This is a genomic window from Enteractinococcus coprophilus (assembly GCF_006716305.1).
Classification (GTDB): domain Bacteria; phylum Actinomycetota; class Actinomycetes; order Actinomycetales; family Micrococcaceae; genus Yaniella; species Yaniella coprophila.
Window position 1 is genome coordinate 139,383 of the sequence record NZ_VFOU01000002.1, and the last position, 15,351, is coordinate 154,733.

Sequence of the window (15,351 nt, forward strand, 5' to 3'; positions counted from 1 at the left end):
ATTCAGTGCCCGTTACGTTAACTGCAAGCTCAACCGCTGCAATCTAGGGCACAATAAGTAGGGCAAGATGTTGCTAATGCCCGAAGAATTTTGAAAAATAGAGTAACCACAATTTGTAAAAGGAGTGTTGTGAGCAACTCGGCGTCTGGTAAAAACCCAGATAACAATCATTATATTGCTGAACTCGAACTGGCTGTTGGTGATGTGATCCAAGAGCTTGGTTGGGACGAAGATATCGACTTCGAGTTCCGAAACGGTTTAGAGGACGCCCTCGGCGAAGAGTTCCTCACTGAAGAGGACCAAGAGCCAGTCGACGCAGTGCTCCTGTGGTGGCGTAGCGACGATGGCGACATCGCAGATCTCACCGATGCTTTAGAAGACGCCGAGACGAATCTGGACGAGCGCGCTCCAATCTGGCTTCTGGTTCCACGAGCTTCACAGTCTGGTCATGTTTCTCCGACAGATATTTCCGAGGCCGCCAAGGTGGCCGGTTTTCGTGCCACCACCACCGCCGGAGTGTCGAAAGAATGGTTGGCAACCCGCCTGGAACCTGCGGTAGCCCACTAGTGGTAGTTCCCGCATTACGCGACCAATATGGCCAAGACTGGCCATTTCCTCCAGTAGAGGGGCCGGATCAGCCAGGCCATGACACTACCTGGCTGATCTTCATCCCGGGCGCCTACACTCCTGTCTGCATGTCAGAGCTGGAAGAGGTTGGCGACCTTGCCCGCCAGCTGACGGACATGGATGTTGGCCTGCGACTTATAGCACCGGACTCCGCACAGGTCTTACGTATGGTCACGGACCAACTAGGTTTGGAGGTTCCCTTTCTCTCTGACTTCTGGCCACATGGTGCCGCAGCAAAATACTACGGAGTGCTTGACGAAACCACAGGGCGCCCTAAGCGTGTCAGCCTGCTTGTTGATCGAGCTGGTACCGTATTGGAGGCGATTAGCTCAACGAGCGGTGCACGTAAAATGGACGAGCACCTCTCCGTTTTGCAAAAGAAAACATAATGGGCTACTATTGGATCTTGTTGCAAGGCGGAAACGCCACGCACAATGGGTCTTTAGCTCAGCTGGTAGAGCAACTCGTTTACACCGAGTAGGTCATCGGTTCGATCCCGGTAGGACCCACAGTCGATAGGACGCCTTGCTTCGTTGCAACAGCAATGAAGCAAGGCGTCCTTTTTGCTTGCTGGACCTTTTGTAGAAGATCCTTGCATGGGCTCATTATGGCTCCGGTTAAATCAGGTGTTGCAGGTCGCTATTCGGTAACCGCCACAAAACGGTCTAGTAGTTAACGAAGCTAACACACCCTCCGCTCTTAACCGTGTCTGACGGCTGCTGACTTCACTCATTATCTTCAGCAGTACCGATTTCGAACGCGGCTTGGCGATGTCATAAGGTATTTGGTTACTTCATGGCATATTTCTGGGACATCTTCGATCTAACTGATGTCCCTGCGAGTCGGGTTCCTCGAGCGGATCATTTTTTGGATCTCATCTTGACACTCAGGTGAGAAGCGGTTTAATGCCCTTACTCTGATGCTGATGGAATGCGATCTGGTAGCCAGAGCGGCCTTTATTTCGCCCAGTGGGCTGGCTCATTCAGTAATTAATGACTCGGTCCTTGCACGTTGCATATGCTTGGGCCATCGTCAGTCTCCCACCGAGAATCACGAGATACCTCAGAATTTATGCGTGCCCAGCGAGACCCTCGGGTTTTTTCCAGAATGATTCGGATAGATTGATCCGTTGCACCTGATTGACGTAGAGCCATGCGGTGTGCGTCCGCGCGGAGACGCTGGCCGCTATGTTTGTTGGGCTCGCGCCACTTTAACCAGCGCGGGTGGGGTGCCTGCTGTGTCGTTGCTGTCTACAGTGCTGCCGTTGAGTCGTTAGGTGACGAGATACCCAAGTTCTGAAAGCCTGATGCGCCTACGCACATCGCTCAAGAACTTTGCATCGATTTTTCCATCATTAGAGACATCCGCAAGGGGGGTGGCTTCGAGATCTCGGACCGGCTCACGGCCCGTAATCGAAGACTAGAGCGCAGCCACTGCTAGGTTAAGAGCGGTCTGAACTTACTCAAAGCAGCACTGGGTGCGGAATGCTCCCGGCCAAGCCACGACGTCGTGGGAAGGCGCGGAAAAGTGAACAAATAAATGGTGACTTTGTCGCGCCTTGAGGACGTCTGCAGCTGTCGGTACCTTTGGGTTCTGAAATGTGTGCCCAGGCAGTATCTGCTGCTTGGGCAAGAAACTGCCATCAAAGACGTGCAGCAGATTCGTTCTGGTATTCTGAGGAGACTAAAGTCAGCTCAAATCGATGACTAGCCACCCAGAGATGTTTGAACTTCATCATCGGCCCTTGAATATAGCTCTTCTTTTTATCACGCCAAGTCTTCGTATGGCTCAAAGATCCTGTTGCTACATTGTGATTTAAACACGTGATACCGTCACGCAGGTGTACGTTGTAGAGAGATTGCGAGCAATGTGGCTGCCTTCTCGAGCTATTTATACTTAGAATTACTGATCAGATCTTTGTAGGGGACCCACCCGGTTTTGCCGTTGTGAGTGACTCTCCACCAGCTACCGGAGGCCCGGTTCGTGGTAGTGACCCGAGCGCCGCGGGAGAGACGCTGCACGGTTGATGCACTCGTGTTAGGCGCAGCTCTGAGGATCGTGGCCTTTTGAGCACGGTAGGCCAGGCCGGAGGTAATTGTTCGATAAGCGACAGGTGCCTTGTATTGGGAATTCCGAATGAGATCCTTGTGTTGCACCCATCCGGTTTTTCCGTTATGAGTGACTCTCCACCAGGTACCTGAGGCCCGGTTTGTGGTAGTGACCTGGGCGCCCTGAGAGAGGCGCTGTACCGTGGAGGCACTGGTGCTTGGGGCAGATCTCAATACAGTGGCCTGATTGGCCCGGTAAGCCAATCCGGCAGCGATTGTTCGGTAGGTGACCGGGGCTTTATATTTTGAGTTGCTGATGAGATCTTTATACGGAACCCACCCTGTCTTGCCGTTGGCAGTAACGCGCCACCAGCTACCGCTTGCAAGGCTAGTTGTGGTGACGCTAGCGCCCTGCGAAAGACTCTGAATGGCAGAAGCTTTCGTATCAGGTTCGGCCCTGAGCGTCGTGGCTTTTTGGGCACGGTAAGCTAGCCCGGAAGCGATTTTGCGAGTCGGGAACGATGTCGTAGCCTTTGCATTATTAATGCGCGTGGCCACATCCCGGCGTATCGCGGGTAACTGGGAATATAGGTACTTGCCTGGGCATGCTGTTGCGTGTGTGTCTTTGTGCCCCAGGATCGTTTTGACGGTTACGCGCGTTCCACTTGAGTGTTTGGAAGTGCCACCAGCAGAGGTGAGCGTGGTGTTGCCGGTTGCGTTGATACCGTGCTGGAGTCCTTTCCAAGCTAGGACTTTTTTCAGTGACTCGAGCATGGCCGCAGGGGGGTTCGCGATTTCGAAGTTACCGATGGTTGAAATTCCAAAAGTGTTGGTATTAAAACCGCCAGCTTGAGCACCCAGAGGGATCGAGTCAATGGAGCCTCGTCGACCTTCGTAGATCGTGCCGTAACGATCAACGAGGAAGTTATATCCGATGTCTCCCCATTTTAGATCGCGAGCGTGATAGGTGTAGACCGCTCGTACCTGAGCATACGCTTGTGCACGTGTGTAGTTGTTTGTTCCAGCAGTATGGTGGACATACATTGCTTTGAGTTCGCTTGATTGTGGACTCTTGGTAGCGAATGATTCATTGGCGCCCCACTGTGCTCGCGTTATGATGGCGGGTTTGATGGCATTGGCAGAACTCTTGGAACTGGTTGTTACAGTCGGGGTTCTTGCTGAAGCTAGCTGCATCGCCTGTCTGCTAGTCGGCTCATCTGTTATCGATGCAGGTGCAGCTTCGTTGACGATCTCAACCTCTTCACTTTCATCAGAAGCGGGTTCGAGGTTGCCGTCTGTGGATGATTCACCCGGGTCAATCAGCGAGATCTCGAGTCCTTCTGGAGCTTCACCAGAGCGGGTGTGCACGCGGGCTTGGACTGCATCAGCTTCAATGGTGATAAGCGGCTCGGTTCCGGCCCGTGGAGATTGCGCTTTCATTTCTTCGTCTGTGGCATGGACTTCTAGGTCATGCCACTCACTCCACTCACCCTGTTCCCGTACGCGAACGGCAGCTTCGGTGATCTCCTCTGAGGTGTTCGAATCCCACGTCAGACCGGCAGCAACGAAGTCGATAGACTCCACGGGAGTGGTAAGGGCTGCGAGGCTACCTTCGCTGTCCTCGATGGCTGTTTCGGCTAGTTGTTGTTCTTCGGCAGATTTTTGACTCTGGTCAGTTTCGGTAGGAGAGGTGCTCTCTTGTGAAGGTTGCGCTGTTTCTGGGGCAGGGGTCTCTACAGTTGCCGGAGCGTCAGAAGCTTCTTCTGTCTGTGCATCGGTTTCCAAGCTCTCTTGCTGCTCAGACTCACCCTCACCATCGGTTTCCGATGCTTCTTCCGTGATAACGGATGAGTCTTGTGGTTTCTCTGGGGAAGCTGGCTCGCTGGGCTGGTCTTCTTCCTCTGGAAGAGCCTCTGGATCAATCCCATCAATGTCGATAACTTGTGTGTCTTCGCCTTGGACGGGTGCAGGTTTCTGGTCCGGAGTCATTTCTTCGACTGAAGGATTCGTAGGCTGACTCTGGTGAATTGCAGCAGATGAGGTATTCGGTACTGCATGTGAGACTGAGAGCGATGATGCGATAAGTGCCAGAGACAACGCACTGACTGAAGCGATCTTGGTGGTGTGAGCGAACATAAAAATCAGCAGGCAACCTTCTATTGTGCTAAACCGCCATTATGTATGGCACAGACAGCTGCAATCGTACCAGTTAGGTTGGGCCTTAAAGTAGTCTAGGTGTGACGAGGCCCTGAGCATTGGTCTGTTATTTATTGGGAAGTTTGCTTCGGAAACACTTTCGGCACGACTCAGAACTGGCGTGGCTGATTTGTCATAATGCCGGCTGACTAGGCGATTTCTAGCAGCCTTTCGAGAGCGTTGAGGCGTTTAGAGGTCTGACGTGCTAGTGCCTCTGTTCGTTTGGCTATCTTTGCCTTGGTCAAGTGATTCTTATGCCATGACAGAGTCAGAACTATCGACAGTGCGATTTGCTCTCGGAACGTGTAGTACCCCTCCCGTGTGCCAATCTTACCGCCAAGTCCTGAGTGCATATCTTGCACCACTTGATCGAGGTCACGGGCGTTGATAATCATTTTGGACATGTCGAAGGCAATGGGCTTCATTTCCGCAAACTCCCAATCGACGAGCACGAAGTCATGTTCGTTGACCAGAATGTTGGAGTTTACGAGATCCCCGTGAGTCAGGCTGACTTCCAAGAGGTCATTGCGATCAATCAATCGCTGAACGGCGTCGTCGATTGTTGCATCGATGTTTTGAGTTTCTACGAAGTTGGACCAACGCACTTTGTACGAGCCACCAACTATTCTGCTGAGGTGCTTGTCTCGGATACCTACACCTTGATGCACTTTTCGTAACCGCTGTGCAAGTGGGACGATCATTGATTCGAGCTGCGATCGAGTAGCGCTTTCTCCAACAACGGTGTCCTCTACCAAGTATGCGCCCGCACCGTTCCGAATAGTGCCGTGGTCGTAGATAGTTGGCATCAGCTCAGGCGCATAAGGATGGACTTTTTCGTGCGCCTTGACGGTGCGAGTAATCCCGTTGCGTTCCCCACCGGTTTGGTAACGCACGCTGAGTGCTTTGTCTGGATAAAAGGCACGGAGTCTGACTTCTGCTTCGACGTCAAATTTGCCAATCAGCACAGATTCGGCTCGGACCCGTGAACGGATCTCCCCATGAGCGGGGAGCTCATGCTGTTGGTCTATGGGTAAGACGTCAAAGCCTGCCTCGGTAGCCCAAGTGGATCGCTTCGAATACGTGAACGTTCTAGGGAAGAACTTTGATCTGAGTCTGCGAGAATGTCGTTCGACCTCTGCGACACGACTCAGAGCGGTGCTCCACCGCTGATGTTCAATATTCGACAACCCGTTTCGTCCTTATGATTTGAATTTCATTTAGTGTTCTCATGTTTTTTTAGATTGCGAAAGATTATACAGGAGAGCGTAGATCGCGCTCGATGCTTCGTCGGCAGACTAGCGAACGTGCTGGGCCTGCGCGACGTCCATAATATTTTTGGCCATCGTCGGGAAAATGAGCGCATGAAACGGCTGAATGACTCGCCAGTAGGCGCGCCCTATCAGGCCGTTGGGAAAGAATACAGCGCGCTGAAATAGCCGAGTGCCGCCGTCGGCTAATGGGTCAACACGGAACTGTAGCCAGGCGCGGCCGCCAGCTCGCATCTCGGCGCGCAGGGTGACCATTCGTCCTGGCTCCAAGGATTCCACACGCCACCAGTCCACGTGATCGTTAACTCTAAGTTCGTGTTCGTCTTTCCGGCCTCGGGCCAGTCCGTAGCCGCCGAGTGCCTTGTCCATCAGTCCGCGGATTTTCCATAAGAGCGGTGCTGAATACCAGCCGCGCTGACCTCCGATGGTTTCGATCACTTGCCATACGGCATCGGGTGGGGCGCTACCATCGCGTTCGCGTTCATCTGTGAATACCGTGTGACCCGCCCAGTCTGGGTCCGAGGGTAGGGGATCGGCTGGGTTTCGTGTTTGAACGGCCAAGACGTCGTCATCCCAGGTGACGTCTAACGGCCCGCGCTTCTGGCGGGTGATCGCCCGTTGGCATGCTTCGCGATAGCTCGTGAGGCCACCTGGCGGGTCGGGAATGAGCGTTGCTATTTCATGGTCATTGGTTACGGCGTCTTCCGCCATCGAAGCTGCCAGAGGCATCGCTATACCGCGGGGGATAGGAGTGACCATACCGATCCAAAAACCCGATAGGTGTTGGGCTGGGATAGGTAACGCTAAGACTTTGCGTTGAGATAGTCCGGCAACCTGGGCGTATTGCTCCAGCATGGATGCGAATGACTGCACGCTGCCGGATCTGATTCCGTAGGATGCGTTGATAGGCTGTTCGAGGGCGCAGGCGTGGGCTAAGTAATACAAGACGTCCCGTATAGCGATCGGTTCGATCTTGTTCTTCAGCCAGCTTGGACCGGGCATGACGGGCAAGCGTTCAGACAGATGCCGGATCATCTCGAAGGAGACCGAACCAGACCCGATGATGACTGCCGCTTTTAATACAAGGGCAGGGACTGGTGCCGCCAGGAGAATCTGCGCAACCCGTTCACGGGACCGCATGTGGGCGGAGAGCTCATCAAGGGGTTTCTGCGGGTGAAGACCTGACAGGTACACAAGCTGTTTTACTCCTGCGGAAGTCGCTGACTGAGCAACCTGTCGTGCAATGTCGGCTTCCTTCTGCTCGAAGTCCTTGCTGGAGCCCATCGAATGTACAAGATATAACACTGTGTGAACGTCTTTGAATGCAGTTTCTAGATCGGCTGGGTTCTGCAGATCGGCTTCAACTGTTTCAACGTCATCGGACCAGGGTCTGTTTTCTAAGTGGCTGACGTCCCGAGCTAGTGCGCGAACTGTAAAACCGGCGGCTAATAATTCTGGGATGAGTCGTCCGCCCACGTATCCGGTTGCCCCGGTGACGAGGACGCGACGACCCTTACCCGATCGGAGGTATAGGTCTAATGGTGATGCAGGGTTGACGCTCATAGTCATAAAGTTAGCTGGCTTTACTTACACGAAGCTCAGTGGGAGCTTGAAGTTTGCAATGTATATCGCTTGAGCTGTGTTCATCGAGGGAAGTGGCTGCTAGGTTGGCGAATATCAACGCATCTTCGCGAGGCGTAGATGTGCCAACTACTTCAGGAGGCCATATGAATACGAATGATCCTGTCAAAACCCTATTGACGAAAGCTCAGGACGCGAACGTGTGTATGCTGACCACCACCGAGGCGGATGGCAAACTTGTCAGCCGCCCCATGGCAATCCAGCAGATTGAAGACGATCACACAATTTGGTTCATGACCCGAATCGATAACCCAGCCGTGCAAGAGACCGCCGGTGGCCAACAAGTCAATGTCACCATCGCTGAGAAGGGTTTCTGGGCTTCTATTGCCGGTAGTGCCACGATTGTTCAGGACGTGGAACGTAAGAAAGCATTTTGGTCAAAAGCGACCGAGGCGTTTTTCGGCGATTTTAAACCAGAGGACCCAGAGGTTGCTCTGCTCAGGGTTAACCCTGAGACTGCGCAGTATTGGGATTCTCCAGGACTGCCTGCAACAGCTCTGCAGATGATTAAGGGCCTCACGAGTGATAAGCCAGCACATCCTGGTGAAACCCATGAGGTTGAACTTTAACGCCCACAGAGCGTACTGACTGACCTGGAGCCGTTGCGCGCTCCGGGTCAGTCTTTCTTCATTCGCCCGCTGTTCACGCTGGCGTTGCTCGATCGTGAGTCGGCGCATGTATTTTCTGGCCTAGCAGTGCACAATGGAAGTACCGCCGTATTGACCAGCCGCACCTGAGGAGTATGTCTTGTTCGAAGAACTCATCCCCGATCAACCTCGCCAAAACTTGCGCGAGTTTATCGACACTCTGCGCGATGGCGGCTACCAGGTGACCGAAGGCCACACCCCAGACCCAGATCTGATTGACCCCATGGGTAAAGCGGTGGAAACCTGGCGGGAGAACTATCCGTATGCCGATCGGATGACTCGCGATCGGTACGAACGCGAAAAATATAAGCTCCAGATTGAATTGCTGAAGCTGCAATACTGGGCGGAAGATACCGGTCAAAAAATCATTGTGGTGTTTGAAGGCCGTGACGCTGCAGGCAAGGGCGGCACTATCCAGCGGTTCACCGAGTATATGAACCCACGCACCGCTCGCACGGTGGCACTAAATAAGCCAACCGAGCGGGAAACTGGTCAGTGGTATTTTCAGCGCTACATTAACCATTTCCCAACGGCCGGTGAGATCGTCTTATTTGACCGCTCCTGGTACAACCGGGCCGGAGTGGAACGCGTGATGGGCTTTTGCACAGAAGATCAGTACCACACGTTTATGAACCAGGCGCCGGTTTTTGAAAAGCTGCTGATCGACGATGGGTTTCATCTCATCAAGTTCTGGTTCTCCGTGACCCAGACTGAACAGCGCACCCGGTTTGCGATCCGTCAGCTGGATCCCGTTCGCCGGTGGAAGCTCTCCCCGGTCGACCTCGAGGCGCTTGACCGCTGGGAAGCATACACCGATGCCAAAGAGCTCATGTTCTTGCACACGGATACGGATCATGCCCCGTGGGTCACGATCAAATCCAATGATAAGAAGCGTGGTCGGCTGAATGCGATGCGCTACTTCTTAAGCCAGTTTGATTACGACAGTAAAAACCATGATGTTGTCGGCGTTCCAGACCCACTCTTAGTGATGCGTGGTCGTGACGCGGTAGGAGACTAGCTACAAGTACCCGCCGGCACTTGTAGGCCAAGAAAAGGTTATACAACATCCGGCTCTGCAGGGTTCCCCTGGCAGAGCCGGATGTTGCATCATCTGTCAGCTAGATCCACATGGCAGGATCCACGTATTCAGCCGGATCCACGGCTGGTTTTGCTTCCTCTGCACTGCGACGGGTCCGAATTTGTGCTGGAATTCCGGTAGCAATGGCATCTTCAGGAGTGTCTTTGACGAGCACTGCGTTGGCACCGACTGCCGTGCGCTTGCCGACAACCACCGGCCCCAAGACCTTGGCTCCGGCACCTACGACCACTTCGTCTTCCAGGGTGGGGTGCCGCTTGACCTTTTCTAACGACTGACCACCCAAAGTCACGCCGTGATACAGCATAACGTCGTCCCCGATCTCGGTCGTTTCACCAATGACTACACCCATGCCGTGGTCGATGAAGAAACGGCGTCCGATGGTTGCTCCGGGGTGGATTTCGATTCCGGTGAGCGCCCGGTTGAATTGTGAAAGGAGACGTGCTGGGGTCTTCAGCTGTTCTTTCTGCCACATCTTATGTGCAACGCGGTGCATCCAAATAGCATGAAGACCGGTATACCCCACAGCAACTTCAAATGTACTGCGTGCAGCGGGGTCGCGGTCTTTGGCAGCCTGAATGTCCTCGCGCATGCGACTGAAGAATCCCAATGTATCCCTTTCAAAAAATGTCCTTGATAAGCCCAACGCACAGGCGGTCGAAATTATTCTATGGTCTAGTGAACCGCAGATTAAGCGTTAAAAGTGTGCTGCCTTCGGTCCGTCACAGGATGTGTTGCCCGTGACGAGCCCGAAGGCAGCATCATAGTTCAGCGCTGATTAGCCGCGAATATCTTCGTAGAGCACGGTGGAGATATAGCGTTCACCAAAGTCTGGAATGACAGCCACAATGAGCTTGCCAGCGTTCTCTTCTTTTTTAGCTTCATCCAGGGCTGCAGCGATGGCTGCACCAGAGGAGATTCCGCCCAGGATGCCTTCTTTGGTACCCAGCAGGCGGGAGTTTTGCACGGACTCTTCAAGCGTGGCCGTATAGACCGAAGAATACAGCTCGGTGTCGAGGACGTCTGGAATGAAGTTCGCACCGATGCCCTGGATTTTGTGTGGTCCTGGCTTCCCACCCGACAGGATCGGGGAGTCTGCTGGTTCTACAGCAACAATTTTGATATTCGGGTTTTGTTCTTTCAGGTAGCGACCCGCACCGGTGAGGGTGCCTCCGGTACCGATACCGGAGACCAGAATATCGACCTTACCCTCGGAGGCTTCCCAAATTTCTGGGCCGGTGGTGTTGTAGTGGATCTCAACGTTGGCCTGGTTGGCGAACTGCTGGGCCAGGATCGAGTTTTCAGTTTCTTCCACGATCTGGGCGGCTTTTTCTACTGCACCGCGCATGCCATCGGCACCCGGGGTCAGAACGATCTCGGCACCGTATGCACGCAGCATGACACGGCGTTCATTGGACATCGTCTCTGGCATGGTCAACACCACACGGTACCCGCGCGCTGCACCCACCATTGCCAGAGCGATACCCGTATTGCCCGAGGTGCCTTCAACAATGGTGCCACCTGGCTTAAGTTTGCCGGATTTTTCAGCGGCATCAACAATGGCGACACCGATACGATCCTTGACGGAGTTGGCTGGGTTATAGAACTCGACCTTGACGGCCACCTGAGCCGGCAGTCCCTCGGTGAGTCGGTTGAGCCGGACAAGAGGAGTCTGGCCGACAGCTTGGGTGATGTTATCGAGCATCTTTGCCATATGGGGATCATCCTTTACGAAGGGGCAAGTTTAAATGGTACCTCTGGGGTTAACAATAAAGGACATGTCGCAAATCGTAATTATTGAAGCCACGCAGAGTAATGTTTGCGCACGTTTGCCAGTTTGGGGTTAATGACCACCTGACAGTAGCCCCAGGTGGGGTTGCGTTGATAAAAGTTTTGGTGTTCTGCTTCAGCAGGCCACCAGGTGGCCCCATCTTCAATAGTTGTCACGATAGGCTCGGACCAGTACTGCTGGTGTCGATCAATCGCCCGTTCAAAAAGCTCTCTATCCCCGTCGTTTTGTGGAAATAGTGCAGAACGATACTGCGGGCCAACATCAGCACCTTGACGATTCAGAGTGGTCGGATTATGTGAGGCAAAGAGCATGTCCAAGATCGTGTCAGCGTCGATCACATCCTGGTCAAACGTTACCTTCACAGCTTCAGCGTGACCGGTCGTTGCAGTGCAGACCTGCTCATAGGTGGGTTGATCGACGTGGCCACCGATATAGCCACATTCTGAAGTGATGACGCCCTTGGTTTTTCGATAGACGGCATCCTGACACCAGAAGCATCCACCGCCCATAATGAGTGTTTTGTGATTGGGTTTTGACCCGTTTTCGTCGTGGTTCATCATATCTATCAACGCTACAGGAAACCCTGATACTTCGGCTAGATAGCGCGGGACTTTCTCATCCCAGCGAGAACACCCTGAGAGCCCCCTGGGGATAGGTACCCATGTTGTAACTAGCTCTCCCAGAGAAACATCCGAGCGTGAGCAATCGGTGCTCGTGGCCGGTCATCGCCCGGAGCTTGCGCTCCAAAGATCCCTAGCAAGCATTCGGTGAGCTAAATCGTGGCAGCATCAATCACAAACCGGTAGCGGACAGCGGACTCTACGACGCGGTCATACGCTTCGGTGACTTCGTCGGCTGTGATGACTTCAACCTGGGCGGTGATCCCATGGGCCGCTGAGAAGTCCAACATTTCCTGAGTCTCGCGGATGCCGCCGATATTGGATCCGGCAATCGATCGGCGCCGGGAGGTGAGGGCGGAGACCTGGAAGGCCTGTGGGGCAACTGGGAGGCCAACAAAAACCAGTGTGCCATCGAGTCGTAGGGTATGCAGCAGTGCGGTGATGTCGAGATCTGCAGACACGGTATTGATGATCAGATCGAAGCTGCCACGTAGTGCTTTGAGAGTGTCTGGTTCACTCATGGCACGGTAGTCAGAGGCACCGAAACGACGTCCGTCGGCCTCTTTGGCACGCGTCTGTGAGATGACCGTGACATCAGCTCCCATCGCGTGGGCATATTGTACAGCCATATGACCCAACCCGCCCATCCCGATAACTGCAACTCGTCTGCCCGGTCCGGGGCGATAGTGACGTAGCGGTGAATAGGTGGTGATACCGGCGCACGGTAGGGGAGCGGCGGATTCCGGTGACAATGTGTCAGGAATACGCAGCACGTACGGTTCTCGAACGACAATGTGGGTGGAGTACCCGCCGTAGGTGATATTGCCGTCGCCGTCTTTGGAGTTATAGGTCATGGTCTTGTGGTTGCAGAACTGTTCCTCGCCACTACGGCAGGCGTCGCACGCACCGCAGGAGTCAACAAAACACCCGACTCCGACTCGATCACCGGGTTTGAAAGTGGTGACTGCTGAACCGACTTCGGTCACGATGCCGGCAATCTCATGGCCGGGCACCATCGGGTAGGTGCCCGGTGACCAATCGTCACGGGCATTGTGAATATCTGAGTGACAGATGCCAACGTACGCAATTTTGATGAGTACATCAGCGGCGTAGCGCTCGGCGGCTGATGATGCCGCGTTCAAGTGGTGCGCTGGGGGCTGGGGCCATGAGGGCAGAAACGTCGAATCTCATGGTCTATCTCTACCAGACTCCATTGAACGAAGAATGTGATGGATCAAGTGTGCGCTAACGCTGTTAAAAACCCCTGCGGTGGCACCATTGTGGCGCCACCGCAGGGGTCTGGGTACCCTTACTGGGCAGGTTTAGTACCGGGCAGCAGTATTGAGAGGTGCGTTGTACTTCATGTATGTGGACAACGAGTCAACGGTAATACCGGCTTTTGGATTACGGGCCTGTGCAATCTTGCCATCACCCACGTAAACCGCAACATGGTAGATGCCAGATGCTGATCCATTATTAGACCAGAACACCAGATCCCCAGCCTGCAGATTCTTTAGCGAGACGTAGGAATTGGCTCCGTTGTACTGAGCAGACGAAGTACGCGGCAGGTTGATACCAGCTGCCGCGAACGCAGCCTTGGTAAAGCCCGAGCAGTCATATGCGCTCGGACCGTTACCGCCGTACCGATAGCTAGCACCCGAGTTCACGATACTGACTGCTTTGCTAACTGCAGCTGCCTTGGGGCCGGAGGCAGAAACCGATGCGGTCGATACTGAGCTTGACGCGCTGGCAAGCTGTGCGGTGTCGGAAGAAGTACCCTGTGCGCTGTTTGAGGAGCTCGATGAGGAGGAAGACGACCCCGACAGTTGTAGGACATCGCCGGGGTAGATAATTGACGAGGCCGACAGACCGTTGGCGCCCATTAGTGCGTCAAGGGGAACACCCTGCGAACGTGCGATAGCGGAAAGGGTGTCACCGGACTGCACAGTATATGTGCCAGCCGAGGCCGAGCTCTGTGAAGTGGTGCTGGCCTGGGAGCCGCTCGGGGCCGGTACATCGTCAAGGGCCGCATTGGCCGGAGCCATGCCGAAGAAGGATGCGCTCGCTGCAGTTGCTAGGCTTGCGACACCTAGCGAGAACTTTTTACTCCGCGTGGAGCGCAGCGCTAGAGCTGCTACTTTTTCGGCTTCGATGCGTGCTCGACGAGTGGGGTAAGACATTATTTTTTCTCTCAAAAGACGACGTATAGCTTTTCCGCATCTGCTCTTCAGACACGGCCGACAACGTGTTGTTATCAGATCGTTATCAAGCGTGGCATCCTTGTTATTTAATTGCAACCCCACAGAGTGCCGTGGGCGCTCGTAGAAGGTGTGAATCCGCTTGCCTGCAACGATCTACGCCGATCCTCAGAAAACACTGTGATTCGACTGAGCGTTACCCAAACGTTATGCAGTGAGGCTGGTAGTTATTGATCTGAGAGTTGAGGTGACTTGGTGATTCGCTCGCCCAGAGGTGCTTTCCGAGCCACTACCAGGCACAATGGTCGATATGGCATCTCCGCAAGATTCATCGCTGACACGCATCCACCCCACTTTGTCACAAGTTCTTGGCGCAATGGAATCGTTATGGCCACTAAGCCTGCAGGCTGGCTGGGATGCTTCCGGTGTTGTCGCTGGGCGCCCCGAACAACTCATTCAACGTATTCACTGGGCAGTTGATCCCGTGCAGGCTGTTGCTGATGAGGCAGTCAGTTACGGCGCCGACTTACTCATCACCCACCACCCGCTGTTTCTCAAACCGGTGACCTCCATCGCAGCCACAACCTTCAAAGGCAAAGTGGTGCACACGCTCGTAGAGAATTCGTGTGCCTTGATTACAGCGCACACAAACGCAGACTCCGCAGTGGGCGGCGTATCAGACGTCTTAGCGGAGATTCTTGGGCTCGAAGACATTGTGCCTCTGGCCCCCGCAGATGGCTCGGCCGAAGAAGGTATCGGTCGGGTAGGAACCTTGCAGCACGCCCTGCGCCTAGAAGACTTCGCAGCTCGGGTCTACAGTGCCATGCCTGCTGTAGCCGGCGGGGTCCGAGTTGCAGGTGATTCCAACGGCATCGTCTCCAAAGTTGCCATCACGGGGGGAGCTGGAGACAGTCTCTTCGACGCTGTCCGAGAACATGAAGCCGATGTGTATATCACAGCTGATCTGCGGCATCATCCTGCTTCTGAAGCTCGCGAACAGGCGATGCTTAGTGGCGATCGACCCTACCTGATTGATGTCTCCCATTTCGCTTCTGAATGGTTGTGGTTACCCACCGGCGCCAAGGCCCTGGAGCGCGCACTAGCGGACGAGGGCTACACCGTAACCACAGCCGTCTCTGCGCTGAACACCGATCCCTGGGACTTTATTTTGACCTCGGGCGACGATACTAAAACGATCACGAGCGAAACGGAATAACC

The 15,351-nt window shown here is 54.2% G+C and carries 13 protein-coding genes and 1 tRNA gene; 6 read left to right on the forward strand and 8 right to left on the reverse strand.

Features of this window, described 5'->3' with window-relative positions; genetic code table 11:
* Window positions 1-129 precede the first annotated feature (129 nt).
* The 3 genes from FB556_RS05405 to FB556_RS05415 all read left to right on the forward strand — a co-directional run bounded on the left by FB556_RS05405 (window position 130) and on the right by FB556_RS05415 (window position 1,136).
* Complete coding sequence (locus FB556_RS05405; RefSeq protein ID WP_141865594.1) at window positions 130-567, forward strand: DUF3052 domain-containing protein; 438 nt, start codon at window positions 130-132, stop codon at window positions 565-567.
* The gene (locus tag FB556_RS05410) at window positions 528-1,016 is read left to right on the forward strand and encodes a redoxin domain-containing protein (protein WP_141865596.1); all 489 of its coding nucleotides are present in this window, start codon (window positions 528-530) and stop codon (window positions 1,014-1,016) included. Before FB556_RS05405 ends, FB556_RS05410 begins: the two co-directional genes overlap by 40 nt.
* A 47-nt stretch (window positions 1,017-1,063) precedes the next feature.
* A tRNA-Val gene (locus tag FB556_RS05415) sits at window positions 1,064-1,136 on the forward strand.
* Between the two features lie 1,377 nt (window positions 1,137-2,513).
* Here the strand turns inward: FB556_RS05415 and FB556_RS05420 are convergent.
* The 3 genes from FB556_RS05420 to FB556_RS05430 form a co-directional block, all read right to left on the reverse strand.
* Window positions 2,514-4,664 carry an SH3 domain-containing protein gene (locus FB556_RS05420; protein ID WP_170200382.1) on the reverse strand — a complete coding sequence of 717 codons (2,151 nt, stop codon included), beginning with the start codon at window positions 4,662-4,664 and terminating at the stop codon, window positions 2,514-2,516.
* Between the two features lie 356 nt (window positions 4,665-5,020).
* Entirely contained in the window at window positions 5,021-6,058 is a 1,038-nt protein-coding gene (locus FB556_RS05425; protein WP_141865600.1) for a phosphotransferase, read from the reverse strand.
* Between the two features lie 108 nt (window positions 6,059-6,166).
* Window positions 6,167-7,702, reverse strand: a complete 1,536-nt coding sequence (locus FB556_RS05430; RefSeq protein ID WP_246057230.1) for an SDR family oxidoreductase — start codon at window positions 7,700-7,702, stop codon at window positions 6,167-6,169.
* Window positions 7,703-7,866: 164 nt separating this feature from the next.
* On the opposite strand from FB556_RS05430, the gene FB556_RS05435 reads away from it, so the two are divergent.
* On the forward strand, window positions 7,867-8,349 hold the full coding sequence (locus FB556_RS05435; protein WP_141865604.1) for a pyridoxamine 5'-phosphate oxidase family protein: 483 nt from the start codon (window positions 7,867-7,869) through the stop codon (window positions 8,347-8,349).
* Between the two features lie 178 nt (window positions 8,350-8,527).
* Complete coding sequence (gene ppk2 / locus FB556_RS05440; RefSeq protein ID WP_246057231.1) at window positions 8,528-9,445, forward strand: polyphosphate kinase 2; 918 nt, start codon at window positions 8,528-8,530, stop codon at window positions 9,443-9,445.
* Window positions 9,446-9,545: 100 nt separating this feature from the next.
* Here ppk2 and epsC read toward each other — a convergent pair whose 3' ends face one another.
* From epsC to FB556_RS05465, 5 genes are all read right to left on the reverse strand, one after another.
* Window positions 9,546-10,214, reverse strand: coding sequence for a serine O-acetyltransferase EpsC (epsC, locus tag FB556_RS05445; protein ID WP_281280479.1), 669 nt, complete (start codon window positions 10,212-10,214; stop codon window positions 9,546-9,548).
* 87 nt (window positions 10,215-10,301) lie between these two features.
* Entirely contained in the window at window positions 10,302-11,237 is a 936-nt protein-coding gene (gene cysK / locus FB556_RS05450; RefSeq protein ID WP_141865608.1) for a cysteine synthase A, read from the reverse strand.
* 80 nt (window positions 11,238-11,317) lie between these two features.
* Complete coding sequence (gene msrA / locus FB556_RS05455; RefSeq protein WP_246057233.1) at window positions 11,318-11,875, reverse strand: peptide-methionine (S)-S-oxide reductase MsrA; 558 nt, start codon at window positions 11,873-11,875, stop codon at window positions 11,318-11,320.
* A gap of 212 nt (window positions 11,876-12,087) precedes the next feature.
* Window positions 12,088-13,077 (reverse strand): NAD(P)-dependent alcohol dehydrogenase, encoded by a 990-nt coding sequence (locus FB556_RS05460; RefSeq protein ID WP_246057234.1) that lies wholly within the window; start codon window positions 13,075-13,077, stop codon window positions 12,088-12,090.
* A 180-nt stretch (window positions 13,078-13,257) separates the two neighbouring features.
* A complete protein-coding gene (locus FB556_RS05465) occupies window positions 13,258-14,115 on the reverse strand; it encodes a LysM peptidoglycan-binding domain-containing C40 family peptidase (RefSeq protein ID WP_141865612.1) in 858 nt (285 codons plus the stop codon).
* A gap of 328 nt (window positions 14,116-14,443) precedes the next feature.
* Here FB556_RS05465 and FB556_RS05470 point away from each other — a divergent pair, with 328 nt between their 5' ends.
* Window positions 14,444-15,349, forward strand: coding sequence for a Nif3-like dinuclear metal center hexameric protein (locus FB556_RS05470; RefSeq protein WP_246057235.1), 906 nt, complete (start codon window positions 14,444-14,446; stop codon window positions 15,347-15,349).
* Window positions 15,350-15,351: the final 2 nt, after the last annotated feature.